Annotated in this window: 14 protein-coding genes and 2 pseudogenes; 7 read left to right on the forward strand and 9 right to left on the reverse strand. The window is 70.4% G+C overall.

Annotation, left to right across the window (positions count from 1 at the left end; all coding sequences use genetic code 11):
• Positions 1 to 70: 70 nt before the first annotated feature.
• Both ACZ6Z4_RS18025 and ACZ6Z4_RS18030 read right to left on the reverse strand, forming a co-directional pair.
• Positions 71 to 1,489, reverse strand: coding sequence for a multicopper oxidase family protein (locus tag ACZ6Z4_RS18025; RefSeq protein WP_465564999.1), 1,419 nt, complete (start codon positions 1,487 to 1,489; stop codon positions 71 to 73).
• A 48-nt stretch (positions 1,490 to 1,537) separates the two neighbouring features.
• Positions 1,538 to 1,969, reverse strand: coding sequence for a hypothetical protein (locus tag ACZ6Z4_RS18030; RefSeq protein ID WP_465565003.1), 432 nt, complete (start codon positions 1,967 to 1,969; stop codon positions 1,538 to 1,540).
• Positions 1,970 to 2,134: 165 nt separating this feature from the next.
• Between ACZ6Z4_RS18030 and ACZ6Z4_RS18035 the strand changes: the two genes are divergently transcribed.
• Entirely contained in the window at positions 2,135 to 3,649 is a 1,515-nt protein-coding gene (locus ACZ6Z4_RS18035) for a nucleotidyl transferase AbiEii/AbiGii toxin family protein (protein WP_465565005.1), read from the forward strand.
• Here the strand turns inward: ACZ6Z4_RS18035 and ACZ6Z4_RS18040 are convergent.
• From ACZ6Z4_RS18040 to ACZ6Z4_RS18060, 5 genes are read right to left on the reverse strand one after another with little or no spacing between them, the layout of a single operon-like run.
• Positions 3,633 to 4,397, reverse strand: coding sequence for a type III pantothenate kinase (locus tag ACZ6Z4_RS18040; RefSeq protein ID WP_363671965.1), 765 nt, complete (start codon positions 4,395 to 4,397; stop codon positions 3,633 to 3,635). The genes ACZ6Z4_RS18035 and ACZ6Z4_RS18040 overlap by 17 nt on opposite strands.
• A gap of 3 nt (positions 4,398 to 4,400) precedes the next feature.
• Positions 4,401 to 5,255 carry a carboxylating nicotinate-nucleotide diphosphorylase gene (nadC, locus tag ACZ6Z4_RS18045; protein WP_465565009.1) on the reverse strand — a complete coding sequence of 285 codons (855 nt, stop codon included), beginning with the start codon at positions 5,253 to 5,255 and terminating at the stop codon, positions 4,401 to 4,403.
• A 4-nt stretch (positions 5,256 to 5,259) separates the two neighbouring features.
• Entirely contained in the window at positions 5,260 to 6,921 is a 1,662-nt protein-coding gene (locus tag ACZ6Z4_RS18050) for an L-aspartate oxidase (RefSeq protein WP_465565012.1), read from the reverse strand.
• A 22-nt stretch (positions 6,922 to 6,943) separates the two neighbouring features.
• Positions 6,944 to 7,771, reverse strand: a complete 828-nt coding sequence (gene panC, locus ACZ6Z4_RS18055; protein WP_363671959.1) for a pantoate--beta-alanine ligase — start codon at positions 7,769 to 7,771, stop codon at positions 6,944 to 6,946.
• Positions 7,768 to 8,610, reverse strand: a complete 843-nt coding sequence (locus tag ACZ6Z4_RS18060; protein ID WP_465565015.1) for a Rossmann-like and DUF2520 domain-containing protein — start codon at positions 8,608 to 8,610, stop codon at positions 7,768 to 7,770. The genes panC and ACZ6Z4_RS18060 overlap by 4 nt, the downstream gene beginning before the upstream one ends.
• A gap of 122 nt (positions 8,611 to 8,732) precedes the next feature.
• On the opposite strand from ACZ6Z4_RS18060, the gene ACZ6Z4_RS18065 reads away from it, so the two are divergent.
• Positions 8,733 to 9,299, forward strand: a complete 567-nt coding sequence (locus ACZ6Z4_RS18065) for a 2'-5' RNA ligase family protein (protein WP_465565018.1) — start codon at positions 8,733 to 8,735, stop codon at positions 9,297 to 9,299.
• Between the two features lie 271 nt (positions 9,300 to 9,570).
• Positions 9,571 to 9,942, forward strand: a pseudogene (locus ACZ6Z4_RS18070) (SAM-dependent methyltransferase); the annotation flags it as partial.
• 98 nt (positions 9,943 to 10,040) lie between these two features.
• On the opposite strand, the gene ACZ6Z4_RS18075 reads toward ACZ6Z4_RS18070, so the two are convergent.
• Together ACZ6Z4_RS18075 and ACZ6Z4_RS18080 are read right to left on the reverse strand one after the other, a co-directional pair.
• The gene (locus ACZ6Z4_RS18075) at positions 10,041 to 11,495 is read right to left on the reverse strand and encodes a PH domain-containing protein (protein ID WP_465565021.1); all 1,455 of its coding nucleotides are present in this window, start codon (positions 11,493 to 11,495) and stop codon (positions 10,041 to 10,043) included.
• A complete protein-coding gene (locus ACZ6Z4_RS18080; protein WP_465565024.1) occupies positions 11,492 to 11,980 on the reverse strand; it encodes a PH domain-containing protein in 489 nt (162 codons plus the stop codon). Before ACZ6Z4_RS18080 ends, ACZ6Z4_RS18075 begins: the two co-directional genes overlap by 4 nt.
• 26 nt (positions 11,981 to 12,006) lie before the next feature.
• On the opposite strand from ACZ6Z4_RS18080, the gene ACZ6Z4_RS18085 reads away from it, so the two are divergent.
• The 4 genes and pseudogenes from ACZ6Z4_RS18085 to ACZ6Z4_RS18100 all read left to right on the forward strand — a co-directional run.
• Positions 12,007 to 13,212 carry an NADH-quinone oxidoreductase subunit D gene (locus tag ACZ6Z4_RS18085; protein ID WP_465565029.1) on the forward strand — a complete coding sequence of 402 codons (1,206 nt, stop codon included), beginning with the start codon at positions 12,007 to 12,009 and terminating at the stop codon, positions 13,210 to 13,212.
• A gap of 79 nt (positions 13,213 to 13,291) precedes the next feature.
• Positions 13,292 to 13,669: a DUF6153 family protein gene (locus tag ACZ6Z4_RS18090; RefSeq protein ID WP_465565031.1), complete on the forward strand. Its 378-nt coding sequence runs from the start codon at positions 13,292 to 13,294 to the stop codon at positions 13,667 to 13,669.
• A 52-nt stretch (positions 13,670 to 13,721) separates the two neighbouring features.
• The gene (locus ACZ6Z4_RS18095) at positions 13,722 to 14,369 is read left to right on the forward strand and encodes a DsbA family protein (protein WP_465565036.1); all 648 of its coding nucleotides are present in this window, start codon (positions 13,722 to 13,724) and stop codon (positions 14,367 to 14,369) included.
• A pseudogene (locus tag ACZ6Z4_RS18100) lies at positions 14,353 to 14,454 on the forward strand (vitamin K epoxide reductase family protein); the annotation flags it as partial. The gene ACZ6Z4_RS18095 and the pseudogene ACZ6Z4_RS18100, both read left to right, overlap by 17 nt.
• Positions 14,455 to 14,605 lie beyond the last annotated feature (151 nt).

Here is a 14,605-nt window from a genome sequence, read left to right on the forward strand (position 1 = left end):
GCCAGCGCATTCTTCACGACCGGTGGCGGGATTGGCAACAAAGTTGCAGGTTGTTGCAAAGCGATCGGGGTCACTCCGGTTTGTTGCCGTGGGCACCGCCGGTGTGGAAGGTGCTGGTGACGCCGGCGTACATCAGGTGGGTGACCAGGCCCTGGGCCGCGTGCTGGAGGTTGTGGCAGTGGTCCATCCAGAGGCCGGGGTTGTCGGCGACGAAGGCGATCTCGAAGGTCTCGTCGTCCTCGACGTTCAGGGAGTCGACCCACCAGGGGCTGCCGGTCGCGGCGACGCCGTCGCGGCTCAGGACGACGACGTGGTGGCCGTGCAGGTGCATCGGGTGCACCTGACCGGAGGTGTTGCGGACGGTCATCCGGACGACGTCGCCGTCGGAGACCATGAACATCGGGACGTTCGGCAGCTGGTGGCCGTTGATCGTCCACCACAGGCCGGGGCGGCCGTCGAAGAAGCCGGGGCGGCGGCCGATCCGGTACTCGAAGTGCCTGGTCGCCTTGGCGGGGTCGAAGGCGAGCGGCTTCGGGGCGCCGTAGCTGAGCAGGTCGACGCGGTCGCGCGGTTCGCCGGCCTGGGGTGCCGTGCCGGCGCCGATCACGAGCGTGGTCGGGCCACCGCCGAGGCCGATCCGGACAGAGGATCCCTGCGGGACGGTGAGTTCCAGGTCGATCCGGCCGCCGGCGGTGACGAGGACCGACTTGTTCTCGACGGGCGGCGGCTGGTTCACGTCGGTGCCGTCGACGGCGACCACCTTGTACGCCGTACCGTCGACCCACGCGGCCATCGGGCCGTTGTCGGTGTTGATCAGGCGGACGCGGACCGTCGCGCCGGGCCGCGCGTCGACGCGGCGTTCGCCGTACTGGCCGTTGACGGTGCGGAGCTTGTCGTAGGTGTGGACGGCGGCGATCACGTCTTGTGGTGTCGGCGAGATGACCAGCACGCCGTACAGGCCTTTGGCGACCTGCTCGTGGGAGACCTGGTGCGAGTGGTACCAGTAGGTGCCGGCGTCGACGGCGACGAACTTGTAGACGAAGGTCTGGCCCGGGAGCACCGCGTCCTGGGTGACGCCCGCGACGCCGTCCTCGGCCGGCGGGACGTCGACGCCGTGCCAGTGCAGGGTCACGCCGTCGGGGACGGACTCGTTGTGCAGGGTGACCTGGATGAGTTGGCCTTGTTTCGCGGTGATCTGCGGGCCGGGTGAAGTGTGGTTGAGGGTGTAGCCGTCGATCGGGGCGCGGCCCTCGATCGGGATCTGCTCCTTGCGGGCGGTGAGGTCGACGAGGACGTCGGGCTTGCGGTCGGCCGGGACGGAGAAGGACGCGAGGTCGCGGCCGTGGCCCGAGTGCGCGGTGGTCGCCGGGCCGCCACCGAAGTCGGCGTACCCCATGTCCATCGGGGAGAGGTCGTTCGGGATCAGGCTCTGCTGCCAGAAGAAGATGATCGGCGCGAGGATCGCGACGGTTGCGGCAAGAGCGAGCACGAGCCGCCGCCGGGATCGTTCCGGCGGCGAGCTCGTTGCTTCGGGCATCTAGATGTGGGCGTCGGCGACGGCTGTTGCCTCCGTACGGGTTGCCGCGCGGCGGCCCGCGATCCCCGCGACCGCCAGTAGCGCCAGCGCGTTCGCCCCGTGCAGCGCGCCCACCGCCGGTACGCCGAACGACACGAACGCGAGCGCGATCTGCAGCACCACCAGCCCGACGACGTACAGCGCCCACTTCACGCCGCCGGCGACGTGCGCGAAGAACGACACGATCAGCAGCGCCAGCGCGAGCAGCGGGATCACCATCGAGCCGACCATGCCGTGCAGGGTGTGACCGAAGTTGCCCTCGTAGTTCTTGTCGATCACCAGCCCGCCGTCCATGTCCTTGATCGCGGTGAACCACCCGAGCGCGATCGCCATCGCCTGCACCAGAACGCCGACCCCGATCAGCAGCGCGAGCCACCGGTAGACCGATTTCATCTGATCCTCCCCCGGATCCGCGCAGCCGTCCGCCGGAAAAGTCCCCACCCTCCGGCCCGGACCCCGCCCGGGAGCCGCGCATTTCTCAATATGCGACTGTTGCCGCCCGCACACAAGGCCCGAAACCCGGTGACCTGCGGTGACGCGCCGTGAGATCGTTCCCCGGTGCCCGACTACTCCGGCGACTTCGAGATCCACCTGACCTGCTACTCGACGCAGGCCGACCAACTGCAGCTGCTGGCGGAGCGGCGCGGTGTGAAGTTCAGCGACATCGAGCTCGACCGTGGCCGGCACCGGCAGCAGCCGATGCTGACCATCCCGGCTCGCGGCACGCTCGCCGAGGTCCGGGCCGAGGCCGAGCGGTGGGACGAGCAGGTCGCGCGGCTCAGCTTGTACGCCGTCCGGGTGAAGATCGAGGCGGCGCCGTGGAACGCCGGCGTACCGGCCGCCGACACCGATGCGGATCCCGCGCTGTACTTCGAGCACCACGTGAAGCTGCTGCTCGACGAGCTCACGGTGGCGCAGACGATCGCCCTCACCGAACTGGCCGAGCGTCATGGCGCGCGGCTGTCCCGCAACGCCCGCCGCCACCTGGCCGAGGGGCGCCACGAGCGGTTCGTCACGCAGCGCTGCTTCGGAGTCGGGAAGGCCACCGCCCACGCCCGGCTCGAGGCGCTGGTCGCCGACCTGCGGGCCGCTCGTCACCGGATCCTCGAGACCGAGGAGGAGTATGTCGTCCACGACAGCGCCCTCGCGCTCGACGAGGGCTGGTTGACGACGACCGACCGGTACGACCAACACTATGAGGACGGCCACCGCCAAGCCCCAGAAGGCTCCGAGGACTACCCCGCGACGTACAAACCGTTGCCCCAGGCCCTCGAATATCAGCACCGCGCCGCCTTCGACCCCTCGCTGCAGCACTACAGCAACGCCTACCGCGCCGGCCGACCGCGCTTCACCGACCCGAACGAGCAAGCCCGCTGGCGGACCACCCGCCAGGAAGTGATCGACCACCTCCTCGGCCTGCTCGCGACGTCGCAGTGGGCCGACCACCTCGTACTCCGCGGCAGCGTCACCCTCCGCGCGTGGTTCGGCGACGAAGCCCGCGAGCCGGGCGACCTCGACTTCGTCGTCGTCCCGCAGTCGATCTCCGCCGACGACCCGCGCCTGCTCGACGACGTGATCGCCCTGGTCGCCGCCGACCCGGGCCCCGGGCTGAAAGCGGCCGAGGTCGCGCGCGACGAGATCTGGACCTACGACCGCGTCCCCGGCCGCCGGCTCGTCTTCCCGTACGCAGGCGGCACGATCCAGCTCGACTTCGTGTTCAACGAGGAGCTCCCGATCCCACCGGAGCGGCTTCCGATCGGCAGCGGCCACCTGCTGACAGCCACCCCCGAACTGTCGCTCGGCTGGAAGCTCCTCTGGCTCACCAGCGACCTCTACCCGCAGGGCAAGGACCTGTACGACGCCGTACTGCTCGCCGAACGCACCGACATCTCACCGGCGCTCGTCAGCGCCCTGCTCGACGGCGAGGAGTTCAGCCCGCTGACCGTGCTCGCCCTGAACGTCGACTGGCGCAACTTCGCGGACGAGTACCCCACCGTGGAAGGCGACGCCGAGCACTGGCTGCGACGACTGGCGCTCGCGCTGGAGCGGTCGTACGTCAGTGGTTCCGGGTGAACGCCTGATCGAGGCCGAGCAGTGGCAGGAACGGCTCGTGCTGGGTGATCAGCGCGGACTCCGGCACGATCAAAGGCGCCAGCGCACCGGTCGCGACGACCGGAACCTCGCCGGGGACCAGGCCCTGCTCGGTCAGGATCCGAGTCACCAGCCCGTCGACCAAGGCGGTGAAGCCGAAGATCGCGCCCGACTGCAAAGCCTCCACGGTGTTCTTCGCGACCGCAGCCCGCGGACGAGTCAGCTCGACGCGCCGCAGCTGAGCCGCATGCTCACCCAGTGCGTCAGTAGCCGTCTCGATGCCCGGGGCAATCGATCCGCCCACGAACGCACCCGCCGGGTTGACCAGATCGACGGTGGTCGCCGTACCGATGTCGACGACAACACAGGGCGCGCCGTACCGGTTGACCGCCGCGAGCGCGTTGGCGATCCGGTCGGTGCCGACCTCGCGTGGGTTGTCGACCAGCACCGGCAGCCCGGTCTTCACGCCGGGCTCGACCACGACGCTCGGCACGTCGCGGTAGTACCGCGAAACGACATCCCGCAGCTCGTGCAGCACATGCGGTACAGCGGAGCAGACCGCGACGCCCGACACCGGCGTCTCCCCCGCCAGCAACCCTTCGAGCAGGACCGCCCATTCGTCAGCGGTACGGCGGGAGTCGGTGCCCACCCACCAGTACCGCTTGACGGTGCCCTCGAAGACCAGCCCGACCAGGGTCCGGCTGTTCTCGACGGCGACGGCCAGCAACATGGGTCAGGCTTCCTGGAGATCCAGCGCGATGTCCAGAACGGGCGCCGAGTGGGTCAGCGCGCCGACGGCCAGGAAGTCGACGCCGGTCTCGGCGACCTTGCGGGCGACGTCCAGCGTCAACCCACCGGACGCCTCCAGCCGCGCCCGCCCGGCGATCTTCTCGACCGCGTCGCGGAGCTGGTCGATCTCCATGTTGTCGAGCAGGATCAGGTCCGCGCCGGACTCGAGCGCGATCAGCGCGTCCTCGACCGAGTCCACCTCGACCTCGACGGCGATCTCCGGGTACGCCTTGCGGACCAGCCGGAACGCCTCGGCGACGCCGCCGGCCGCGATCACGTGGTTGTCCTTGATCAGCGCCGCGTCGGACAGGCCCATCCGGTGGTTCTTGCCGCCACCGCACCGGACGGCGTACTTCTCCAGCGAGCGCAGCAACGGCATCGTCTTGCGGGTGTCGCGGATCACCGCGCCGGTGCCCTCGACCTCGTCCACCCAGCGCCGGGTCAGCGAAGCGACCCCGGACAGGTGGCAGACCAGGTTGAGCATCGTGCGTTCGGCGGTGAGCAGCTTGCGGGTCTTGCCGCGCACGGTCATCAGGACGGCGCCGGCCTTGACCTGCGTCCCGTCGGTGACCGAGTGCTCCACCTCGACCTCGTCGCCGCCGGCGACGATCCGGATCACCATTTCGGCGATCTCCAGCCCGGCGACGACGCCGTCGGCCCGCGCCACCAGCTCGGCGACCGAGACCTGCGCCTCGTCGACGGTGGCCGTGGTGGTGACATCGACACCGCCGGCCAGGTCCTCCTCGATGGTGGCCCGGACGAGGTCCTCGACCCACCGCTTGTCGAGCGTGTCATCCATGTCGCTACTTCCCCTCCGATGCTTCCTTCAGCGCCACGAAGGCCGTGGCCGGCCGGGCGGTGGTTCCCTCGCCCGGCAGCGTGAGGTCCAGATTGCCCGACCACTGTGCGTCGTCGCGATCCGGGTGGTCCTCACGCCAGTGCGAGCCACGGCTCTCCTCGCGGGCCGTGGCCGCCGCGACCAGGGCGGACGCGACGGTGACCAGGTTGGTGGCTTCCCAGCCCGGCGTACCGGGCTCGCCCGCGGGCTGATCGATCAGCGCGCCGAGCCGGTCGCCGGCGTCGGCGAGTCCGGTCGCGCTCCGGATCACTCCGGCACCGACCGTCATCACCCGTTGCAGCTCCGGTACGACGTCTGCGTCCACCAAGCCGGGAACCCTACCGTCCGCGGCCGGTTCGCGCAGGTCGGGCAGGTTCTCGGCCAGCGCGGCGGCGATCCGGCGAGCGAAGACCAGGCCTTCGAGCAGCGAGTTGGAGGCGAGCCGGTTGGCGCCGTGCACGCCGGTGCAGGCGACCTCGCCACAGGCGTACAGACCCGGTACGGAGGTCTGGCCGTCCAGGTCGGTCCAGACGCCGCCGGAGGAGTAGTGGCAGGCGGGCGCGACCGGGATCAGCTCCCGGACCGGGTCGATGCCGTGCGAGCGGCAGGAGGCCAGGATGGTCGGGAACCGGACGCGCCACTTCTCGTCGCCGAAGTGCCGCGCGTCGAGCAGCATGTGATCCTTGCCGGTAGCAAGCATCTGGCGCATGATCGCCTTGGCCACGATGTCGCGCGGGGCCAGGTCGGCGAGCTCGTGCTGCCCCTGCATGAACCGGTTGCCCTCGTGGTCGACCAGGAACGCGCCCTCGCCGCGAACGGCCTCGGAGACCAGCGGCTGCTGGCCTTTGGCGCCCTTGCCGAGCCAGAGCACGGTCGGGTGGAACTGGATGAACTCCAGGTCCCGCACCTTCGCCCCGGCGCGCAGCGCGAGCGCCATCCCGTCGCCGGTCGAGACGCTCGGGTTGGTCGTGGCGGCGTACAGCTGACCGAGACCGCCGGAAGCCAGTACGACGGCGCGGCTGCGGATCGCGCCGACTCCGTCGAGCTGCCCCTCGCCCATCACGTGCAGCGTGACGCCGGCGACCGCGCCGGCCGCGTCCTGCAGCAGGTCGAGGACGAGCGCGTGCTCGATGATCCGGATGTCGTCGGCCCGCTTCACGGCCGCGACCAGTGCGCGCTCGATCTCGGCGCCGGTCGCGTCACCGCCGGCGTGGGCGATCCGGTTGCGGTGGTGGCCGCCTTCGCGGGTCAGCGAGAGGTCGCCGTCGGCGAGCTTGTCGAACACGGCTCCGAGCTCGATCAGGTCGCGTACGGCGTCCGGCCCCTCGGTCACCAGCGCCCGGACGGCGGCCGGGTCGCTCAGACCGGCGCCCGCGACCAGCGTGTCCTGCAGGTGCTCCTCGGGCGAGTCCTCCGGGTCGAGCGCGGCGGCGATCCCGCCCTGCGCCCACTGCGTCGAGCCGGACGCGACGACGTCCTTGGTCACCACCAGCACGGACCCGAACTCGCGCAGCCGGAGCGCGGCGGTCAGTCCCGCGATCCCCGACCCGACCACCACCACGTCCACGGTGTCGGTCCAGCCGGGCGCGGGCGCAGCAAGCCGTTGTGGCACGGCGGGTGCAGTCATCCAACGACCGTATCAACGGATCTCATCGGAGGGTGATGGAAATGTTGTCGATGAGACGGGTCGCACCGACGCGCGCGGCGATCAGCATCCGGGCCTCGCCGGGGCCGATCACCGGGCCGAGATCCGGCGCTCTGAGCGCCAGGTAGTCGATCTTCACCGACGGGACCGCCTCCAGCTCCGCGTGCGCGGCCGCCAGTACGGCGTCCGGTCCGTTCATCCCGGCCTTCGCGCCCGCGGTGAGGGCCCGGTAGAGGACCAGCGCCTCGTCCCGCTCGGTCTCGTCGAGGTAGCGGTTGCGCGACGACAGCGCCAGCCCGTCGGGCTCGCGGACCGTCGGGACCGGGACGATGTCGACGTCCCAGTCGAGGTCGCAGACCATCTCGCGGATCAGCGTGAGCTGCTGGTAGTCCTTCTCGCCGAACAGCGCGAGGTCCGGCGAGGTCAGGTGCAGCATCTTCGCGACCACGGTCAGGACGCCGCCGAAGTGCCCCGGGCGGACCTGTCCCTCCAGCTCGTCGGCCAGCGGCCCCGGGTGCACGGTGATCGACGGCTCGTTCGGGTAGAGCTCGTCGCGGGACGGGTTGAAGACCAGGTCGACGCCTTCGGCCTTGGCGATCGCCAGGTCGCTGGCCAGTGTCCGCGGGTACCGGTCGAAGTCCTCGGTCGGCCCGAACTGCAACGGGTTCACGAAGATCGTCAGCAGCACGCTGCCCTCGGGCCCGACCCGTTCCCGGGCCTCGGCGAGCAGCGCGGCGTGGCCGTCGTGCAGCGCGCCCATCGTCATCACGACCGCGCGCGGCCGGACCGCCGTCGCGGCGCGCAGCTCGGCCTTCGTCTGGGTGAGTCTCATCGCGGTGCCTCCCCTGTCCGGTGCCGCTTCAACAGCTCGGCGAACCGTGCGGCCGTCACGCCGTCGATCCGCCCGTCCTCCGTCACCCGTTCCACCGTCGCCCCGGCCAGGTCGGCGTACGTGCTCGCCGTCCGGCCGTCCAGTACGGCGAGGTGGGCTGCCACCGTGTCCACGTCACCGCGCGAGATCGGCCCGGTGAGCGCATCATGACCGGACCGCAGCGCGTTGTCGAGGGTTGCGGTCAGCAGCGGCCGAAGTGCCGCCGCCGGATCCGCGACACCGGCCGCGCGGAGCGCGTCGGACGCCTGCACGACCAGAGTCATCAGGTGGTTCGCGCCGTGCACCAGCCCCGCGTGGTAGAGCGCCCGCTGCTCTTCGGCGACCCACTGGACGGCTGCGCCGAGCTGCTTGACCAGGCGCTCCACGAACGCCACCGCGTCGGCAGGAGCGGTGGCGGTGAACACCACTCCGGTGAGGTCGACAGGGCCGCCTGGGAACGTCATCGGCGGATGCAGAGCGACCGGAGTCGCTGCGGTGCCTTGCAGCGGCTTGAGGCCGTGTGCACCCGACAGGTGTACGACGTACTGGTCGGGGGTCAGCGGCAACGTGGCCGCGACCGCTCCGATCACGTCGTCCGGTACGGCGAGCAGCACGACGTCCGCTGCCGCGGTGACCTGGTCAGGTGGGAGCACGGGGACGTGCGGGAGCAGGAGGGCGGCCCGGTCGAGCGATGCTCGCGAGCGCGCGCTGACGCCGGTCACGGGGTGTCCGGCCGCCGCCAAGGCTGCTCCCAAGGCGCTGCCGGCCCGCCCGGCTCCGATGATGCCGATGCGTTCCATGTCCACTCTCTACGTTCCAGTCCCGTTGCCGGGTACCGGACGATTGGTGCGGTTGCGGACCAGGGTACGGCGCTTTGGTGGGATGTGGCCGAGTCGTGCGTCACAGGTGGGAGCATGAGCGGGTGAGCAGAACTCCTTGGGCGGAGCCGACCGGGCTGACCGCGATCCTGATCGCCGTACCGGAGCTCGCCGGGTTCACCGAGCGGTGGCGCTCGGTGTCGTACTCGTCCGCCCGGCCGCAGCTGCCGCTGAGCGCGCTGGTGCCGCCGCACGTGAGCGTGCTGGTGCCGTGGGTGCAGGACCCGTCGCCGGAGGACGTCCAGCGGCTGACGGAGGCCGTCGCGGACGTGGCGCCGTTCGAGCTGTCGTTCTCGGCCGCCGGGCAGTTCGAGAACGGGACGGCGTGGCTGATGCCGGAGCCGTACGACGAGGTGCTTGCCCTGGTCAACGCGGTGCTGTTCGCGTTCCCGGAGTATCCGCCGTACGGGGGTGCGTACATGGATCCGCATCCGCATCTGACGATCTCGTCGTCGGCGCAGGGCGGGTCGGCGGTGGTTGCTGAGGCGGAGGAGGCGCTGGCGGCTGCTCCGCCACCGTCGGTGCGGCTGGATGACCTGACGATCTGGCGGGAGGGCGACGACAGCGTGTGGCAGCTGATCGGCTCGGTGCCGCTCGGTGCTCGTGCGTAGCTACCACCGAGCCTGGGAGGACGCTCTCTACGGTCCTAACGGCTTCTACCGCCGCGAGCGCCCTGCTGCGCACTTCCGCACCTCAGTGCACGCCTCTCCCCTCTTCGCCGGCGCACTGGTCCGCCTGGCCCGGGAGATCGGCGCCGACCACCTCACCGACATCGGCTCCGGCTCCGGCGAGCTGGGCGCCGCTGTGCGTCAGCTAGCCCCTGACCTGGCCGTCACCGGCATCGAGCTCGACGACGAGCTCCCCTCCACGCTGAGCGGCCTGGTGATCGCCAATGAGTGGCTCGACAACGTCCCGTGCCCCGTAGCCGAGCTGGACGACTCCGGCGACCCCCGGTACGTGCTGGAGGACCTGTCCCTCGGCCCGGTTGTCGAGGGCAACGAGCGCGCCTGGCTGGACACCTGGTGGCCGCTGGCCGAGCCCGGTGACCGGGCGGAGATCGGCACCACCCGCGACATCGCCTGGTCCGGCGTACTGGAGCGGCTGGAGGACGGCCTGGCGGTAGCGATCGACTACGGGCACCTGCGGAGCAGCAGGCCGCCGTACGGGACTCTGACCGGCTTCCGCCGCGGCCACGAGTGCGAGCCGGTCCTGGACGGCTCCTGCGACATCACCGCCCACGTAGCCCTCGACTCCCTCGGCGGCACGATCACCACCCAGCGAGAGGCGCTGCTGGCGCTGGGAGTCTCAGCAGCCCGCCCCGACCACGCCCTGGCCAGCAGCGACCCCCAGCGCTACGTAGCCGAGCTCTCATCCGCCGGAGAGGCCGCAGAACTGCTGGACCCCGCCGGACTCGGCGCGTTCGGCTGGGTGTGGACAGGGAGCGGGCCGGACGTCGTACGGCGTGCTTCGCGGGCTCTGGTGGTCTGAGCCTCCAGCAGGTGAGCTGCGTCGGCCACATCCCGGTGGAGCGCGACGGCGTCGGTCGGGCCGAGCGGGGTGTCGACGTGGACGTTGGCGATCCGCAGGCGGCGCTGGAGCGGGCCCTGCTGGACGCGGACCGACTGGGTCTTGTGGTGGAGGACCACTGAGGTCTTGCGGCTGATCCAGCCGCGCTGGGTGACCAGGACCTGGTCGTCAGCGCCGTACGCGAGGTAACGCCAGCCGACCGGGCGTAGCCATTTCACACGGCTCGGTGCGTGATGCATCTCGATGGCCGACAGGTCGAAGCCGGGCAGGACGCGATTCAGTACGCCGGCCACTTCGTTGCGCTCGCCGACCGGCAGCAGCTGGATGCCGTTCTGGTCCTCCTCGTCGGCGGAGACGCCGCCGGCCACGCCCGCGATGTCCAGGTCCACCCGGGACCAGCCCAGCCGGCGCCAGATGATCGGCTCGGTGATCAGCAGGCCCTGCACCCGGCCCGGTGGGACGGTCTGGCGCTGCAGGTCGAACAGGCCGCGCTTGGTGCGCAGACCGTCGCGGCTCTCGACCAGCGTGAACTTGTGGTTGCCGACGACCTGCTTCCAGATCGGCTGCACCACACCGAGCAGCAGCGGCAGACCGGCGAACAGACCGACGTGGAACTCCAGCACCGTCGTCGCCACGATCAGCCAGACCAGACCGGCGAGGCTACCGAGCACCGTCGACGACAGGATCGTCGCACCGAGCAGGCGGCCGGTCGGAACCACCAGGATCGGCGGCGGCTCGTGCTCCTGCGCCTCCAGCGTCTCCTCGGCCGCGTGCTCGCCCTTGGCACGGACCAGCAGGATGCCGCGCAGCTTCGCGGCCTCCTCGGAGGTGAAGTAGCTCAGCTTCCCGTCGCTGCGGCTCCCGCCCGCGACGTCCATCCGCAGCTCGGCCATGTTGAACAGCCGCGCGACGAACGGCTGGGCGACGTCGATCGCCTGGATCCGGTCGAAGCGGATGATGCGGGTCCGGCGGAAGAGGAAGCCGCTGTCGACGCGGATCGCCTCGTCGGTGAGCTGCCACTTGGTGAACCACCAGGACAGCGCGCCGAGCAGCATCCCACCGACCAGGACCGCACCGAGCGCGATCCCGGCGATGGTGAGGTTGCTGCGCAGGCCTTCGTTGTTGGCCATCGCGAAGGCGGCGACGACGAAGTACCCCCAGCCTTTGACGAACGGGGTGAGCGGGTGGAGGCGATCGCCCTCACGTTCGGTGAGGGGCGTCGCGTCGCCACGCTCGATCGGCGGCGTCGGAGCCTGTTCTGAAGCCTCTGGTTCGGTCACAGGCCCCACGCCTGCGCCTGGCCGAGGGCGGAGAGGCGGTCCCGCAGACGGCTCGCCTCGTCCGGGTGCAGGCCGGGGATCTTCGCGTCCGTCGCCGGCGTCGCCGTGTGCAGCTCCACCGTCGCGATTCCGTACGACCGCTCCAGCGGCCCCGCCGCGACGTCCACGAACTGCATCCGCCCGTACGGTACGACGACCAGCTGGCGGAACATGATCCCGTGGCTGACCAGCAGCTCGTCCTCGCGCTCGGCGTACTTCCAGGACCGCTGGTTGCGCCCGATCAGCACCCACGTCCAGGCGAAGACCGCGGCGACCAGGAGCACCCACAGCCCGCCGTACAGCCAGCTCAGCATCAACCCGAGCGGCACCAGCCCGGCGACCGCGACCACCCCGCCCAGGATCGCGGCGGTCACCCGCCGCACCGCGGCGAGCTTCGGCGAGACCGGCGTCCAACTGACATCCGAAGGTGCGAAGAGGTCGTCCACGCACCAAGCCTGTCACGATAGGGGGTATGAGTGCGGAATCTGTCGTGGGAATCGGCGCCGGAGCGGCTGGTTTTGACCCGGCGTACGAGCGGGGCGGGACCGGGAGCGGGTCCGACCTGCCGACCACCGACATGGTGCTCAACATCGGCCCGCAGCACCCCGCCACGCACGGCGTCCTGCGGCTGCGGCTGACCCTCGACGGCGAACGCATCGTCGGTTGCGAACCCATCATCGGCTACATGCACCGCGGCGCCGAGAAACTCTTCGAGGTCCGCGACTACCGCCAGATCATCGTCCTGGCCAACCGGCACGACTGGCTCTCGGCGTTCTCCAACGAGCTCGGCGTCGTGATGGGCGTCGAGCGGATGATGGGCCTCGAGGTCCCCGTCCGCGCGGTCTGGATGCGCACCCTGCTCGCCGAGCTGAACCGGGTCCTCAACCACCTGATGTTCCTCGGCTCGTACCCGCTCGAGCTCGGCGCCATCACGCCGGTCTTCTACGCCTTCCGCGAGCGCGAAACCATCCAGTCGGTGCTCGAGGAACTGTCCGGCGGGCGGATGCACTACATGTTCAACCGCGTCGGCGGCCTCAAGGAAGACCTCCCGTACGGCTGGCTCGGCCGCACCGCCGCCGCCTCGAAGGCTGTCCGCGAGCGGCTTCCCGACATCGAGAACCTTGTCCTCGGCAACGAGATCTTCCGGGCCCGGACGGTCGGCGTCGGCCGCCTCTCCCCCGAGCTGATCGCGTCGTACGGCGTGACCGGCCCGATCGCCCGCGCCTCCGGCGTCGACGCCGACCTCCGCCGCGACGAGCCCTACCTCGCGTACGACGAACTGCTCCGCGACGGCGTCCTCCGCGTCGTCACCCGCTCCGAAGGCGACTGCTACGCCCGCTTCGCCTTGCTGCTGGACCAGGTCAAGGTCTCCCTCGACCTCGTCGACGCCTGCCTCGACCGGCTCGCCTCCATGCCCGCCGGCCCGGTCAACGTCCGCCTCCCCAAGATCCTGAAGGTCCCCGAGGGCCAGACCTACACCTGGACCGAAAACCCCCTCGGCATCAACGGCTACTACCTGGTCTCCCGCGGCGACAAAACCCCCTGGCGCCTGAAACTCCGCTCGGCGAGCTTCAACAACATCTCGGTCCTGCCCGAAATGCTCCCCAACACCATCGTCGCCGACATGATCGCGATCCTGGGCAGCATGTTCTTCGTGGTCGGGGACATCGACAAGTAAGCAGGTTGGACGGTGGTGGGCGTCGACCGCCGGAGCAGAAGCGGCGCTCGGCAACCACCGCACGGTTAGGGTGTCCGCGATGGACACGTCAGGCGTGAACCCGGCCGCGCGGTGGACGCGCGTGCTGATGCTGCTCGGCGTGCTGCTCGGGTTCTTCGTGCTGCACGGGCTGGCCGATCACGACGCGTTCCGGGCGTCCGAGATCGCCGCTGAGCCTGTGGTGATGGTTCACGCCGTGGGCGAGCAGGCGGTCACGCCGGCGCCCTCGCACGACGAGCATCTGACGGTCGGCTGTGACGCGCTGCTCGTCGGCCTCGGGTTGTTGCTGGGGATCGCCGTCCTGCGGCTGGTGACCGTCGCTCGGCGTTCGGAAGCTGCAGTCCGGGCAACGGCGCCCGCCGTACAGGTCTGGTGGGACTCGCCTTCGCTGCCGCAGCTCTGCGTGCTTCGAGTGTGATCCGTGGTTCTTGCCACGGACTCATTCATCGAATCAGCAGAGGAACACCAGCATGAGTATCAACACGAGAATTTCCCTTGGCATTGCGGCAGCATTCGCGGTGATCGTCGGCATCGTCCTGGCGATCAGCGCGCGCGGTGAGGAAACGACAGCGAGCGTCGACCGCCACGAACGCGTCGTACGCCCCGACAGCCACAAGCTCGGCGCACCAGCGCCTGACGACAAAGTCACCTTCGTCGAGTTTCTCGACTTCGAGTGCGAATCCTGCCGTGCCGCCTTCCCGGTCGTCGAGGAGCTGCGGAAGCAGTACGCCGGGAAGGTGACCTTCGTCGTGCGCTACTTCCCGATCCCCTCGCACTTCAACGCCGAGCGGGCCGCGCGCGCCGTCGAAGCGGCGGCGCAGCAGGGCAAGTTCGAGGAGATGTACAAGAAGATGTACGAGACCCAGGCCGAGTGGGGCGAGCAGCGGGTGCCCGCCGACGCGCGGTTCCGCGGGTTCGCGCAGGAGCTCGGGCTCGATCTGGTGAAGTACGACCAGGTCTACGGCGATCAGGCGACCCTCGAGCGGATCAAGAAGGACGTCGCCGACGGTGAAGCGCTCGGCGTCGTCGGAACGCCGACGTTTTTCCTGAACGGCACGAAGCTGGAACCGAAGTCCGCCGCGGATCTCGAGGCGAGCATCGATGCCGCGCTCCGCTAGCTTCCCGCGGCTGCTGCCCTGGCTGCTGCTTGTCGGCGGGCTGATCGGGCTGATCGCGTCCTCGGTGCTGACCGTGGAGAAGATCGCGATGCTGCGCGACCCCGACTACGTGCCCTCGTGCAGCATCAACCCGGTGCTGTCCTGGGGGGGGGGGGGGGGGGGGGGGGGGGGGGGGGGGGGGGGGGTGGTGGGGGGGGGGGGGGGGGGGGGGGGGGGGGGGGGGTGTGGGGGGGGGT

The organism is Kribbella sp. NPDC104740, from assembly GCF_055583505.1.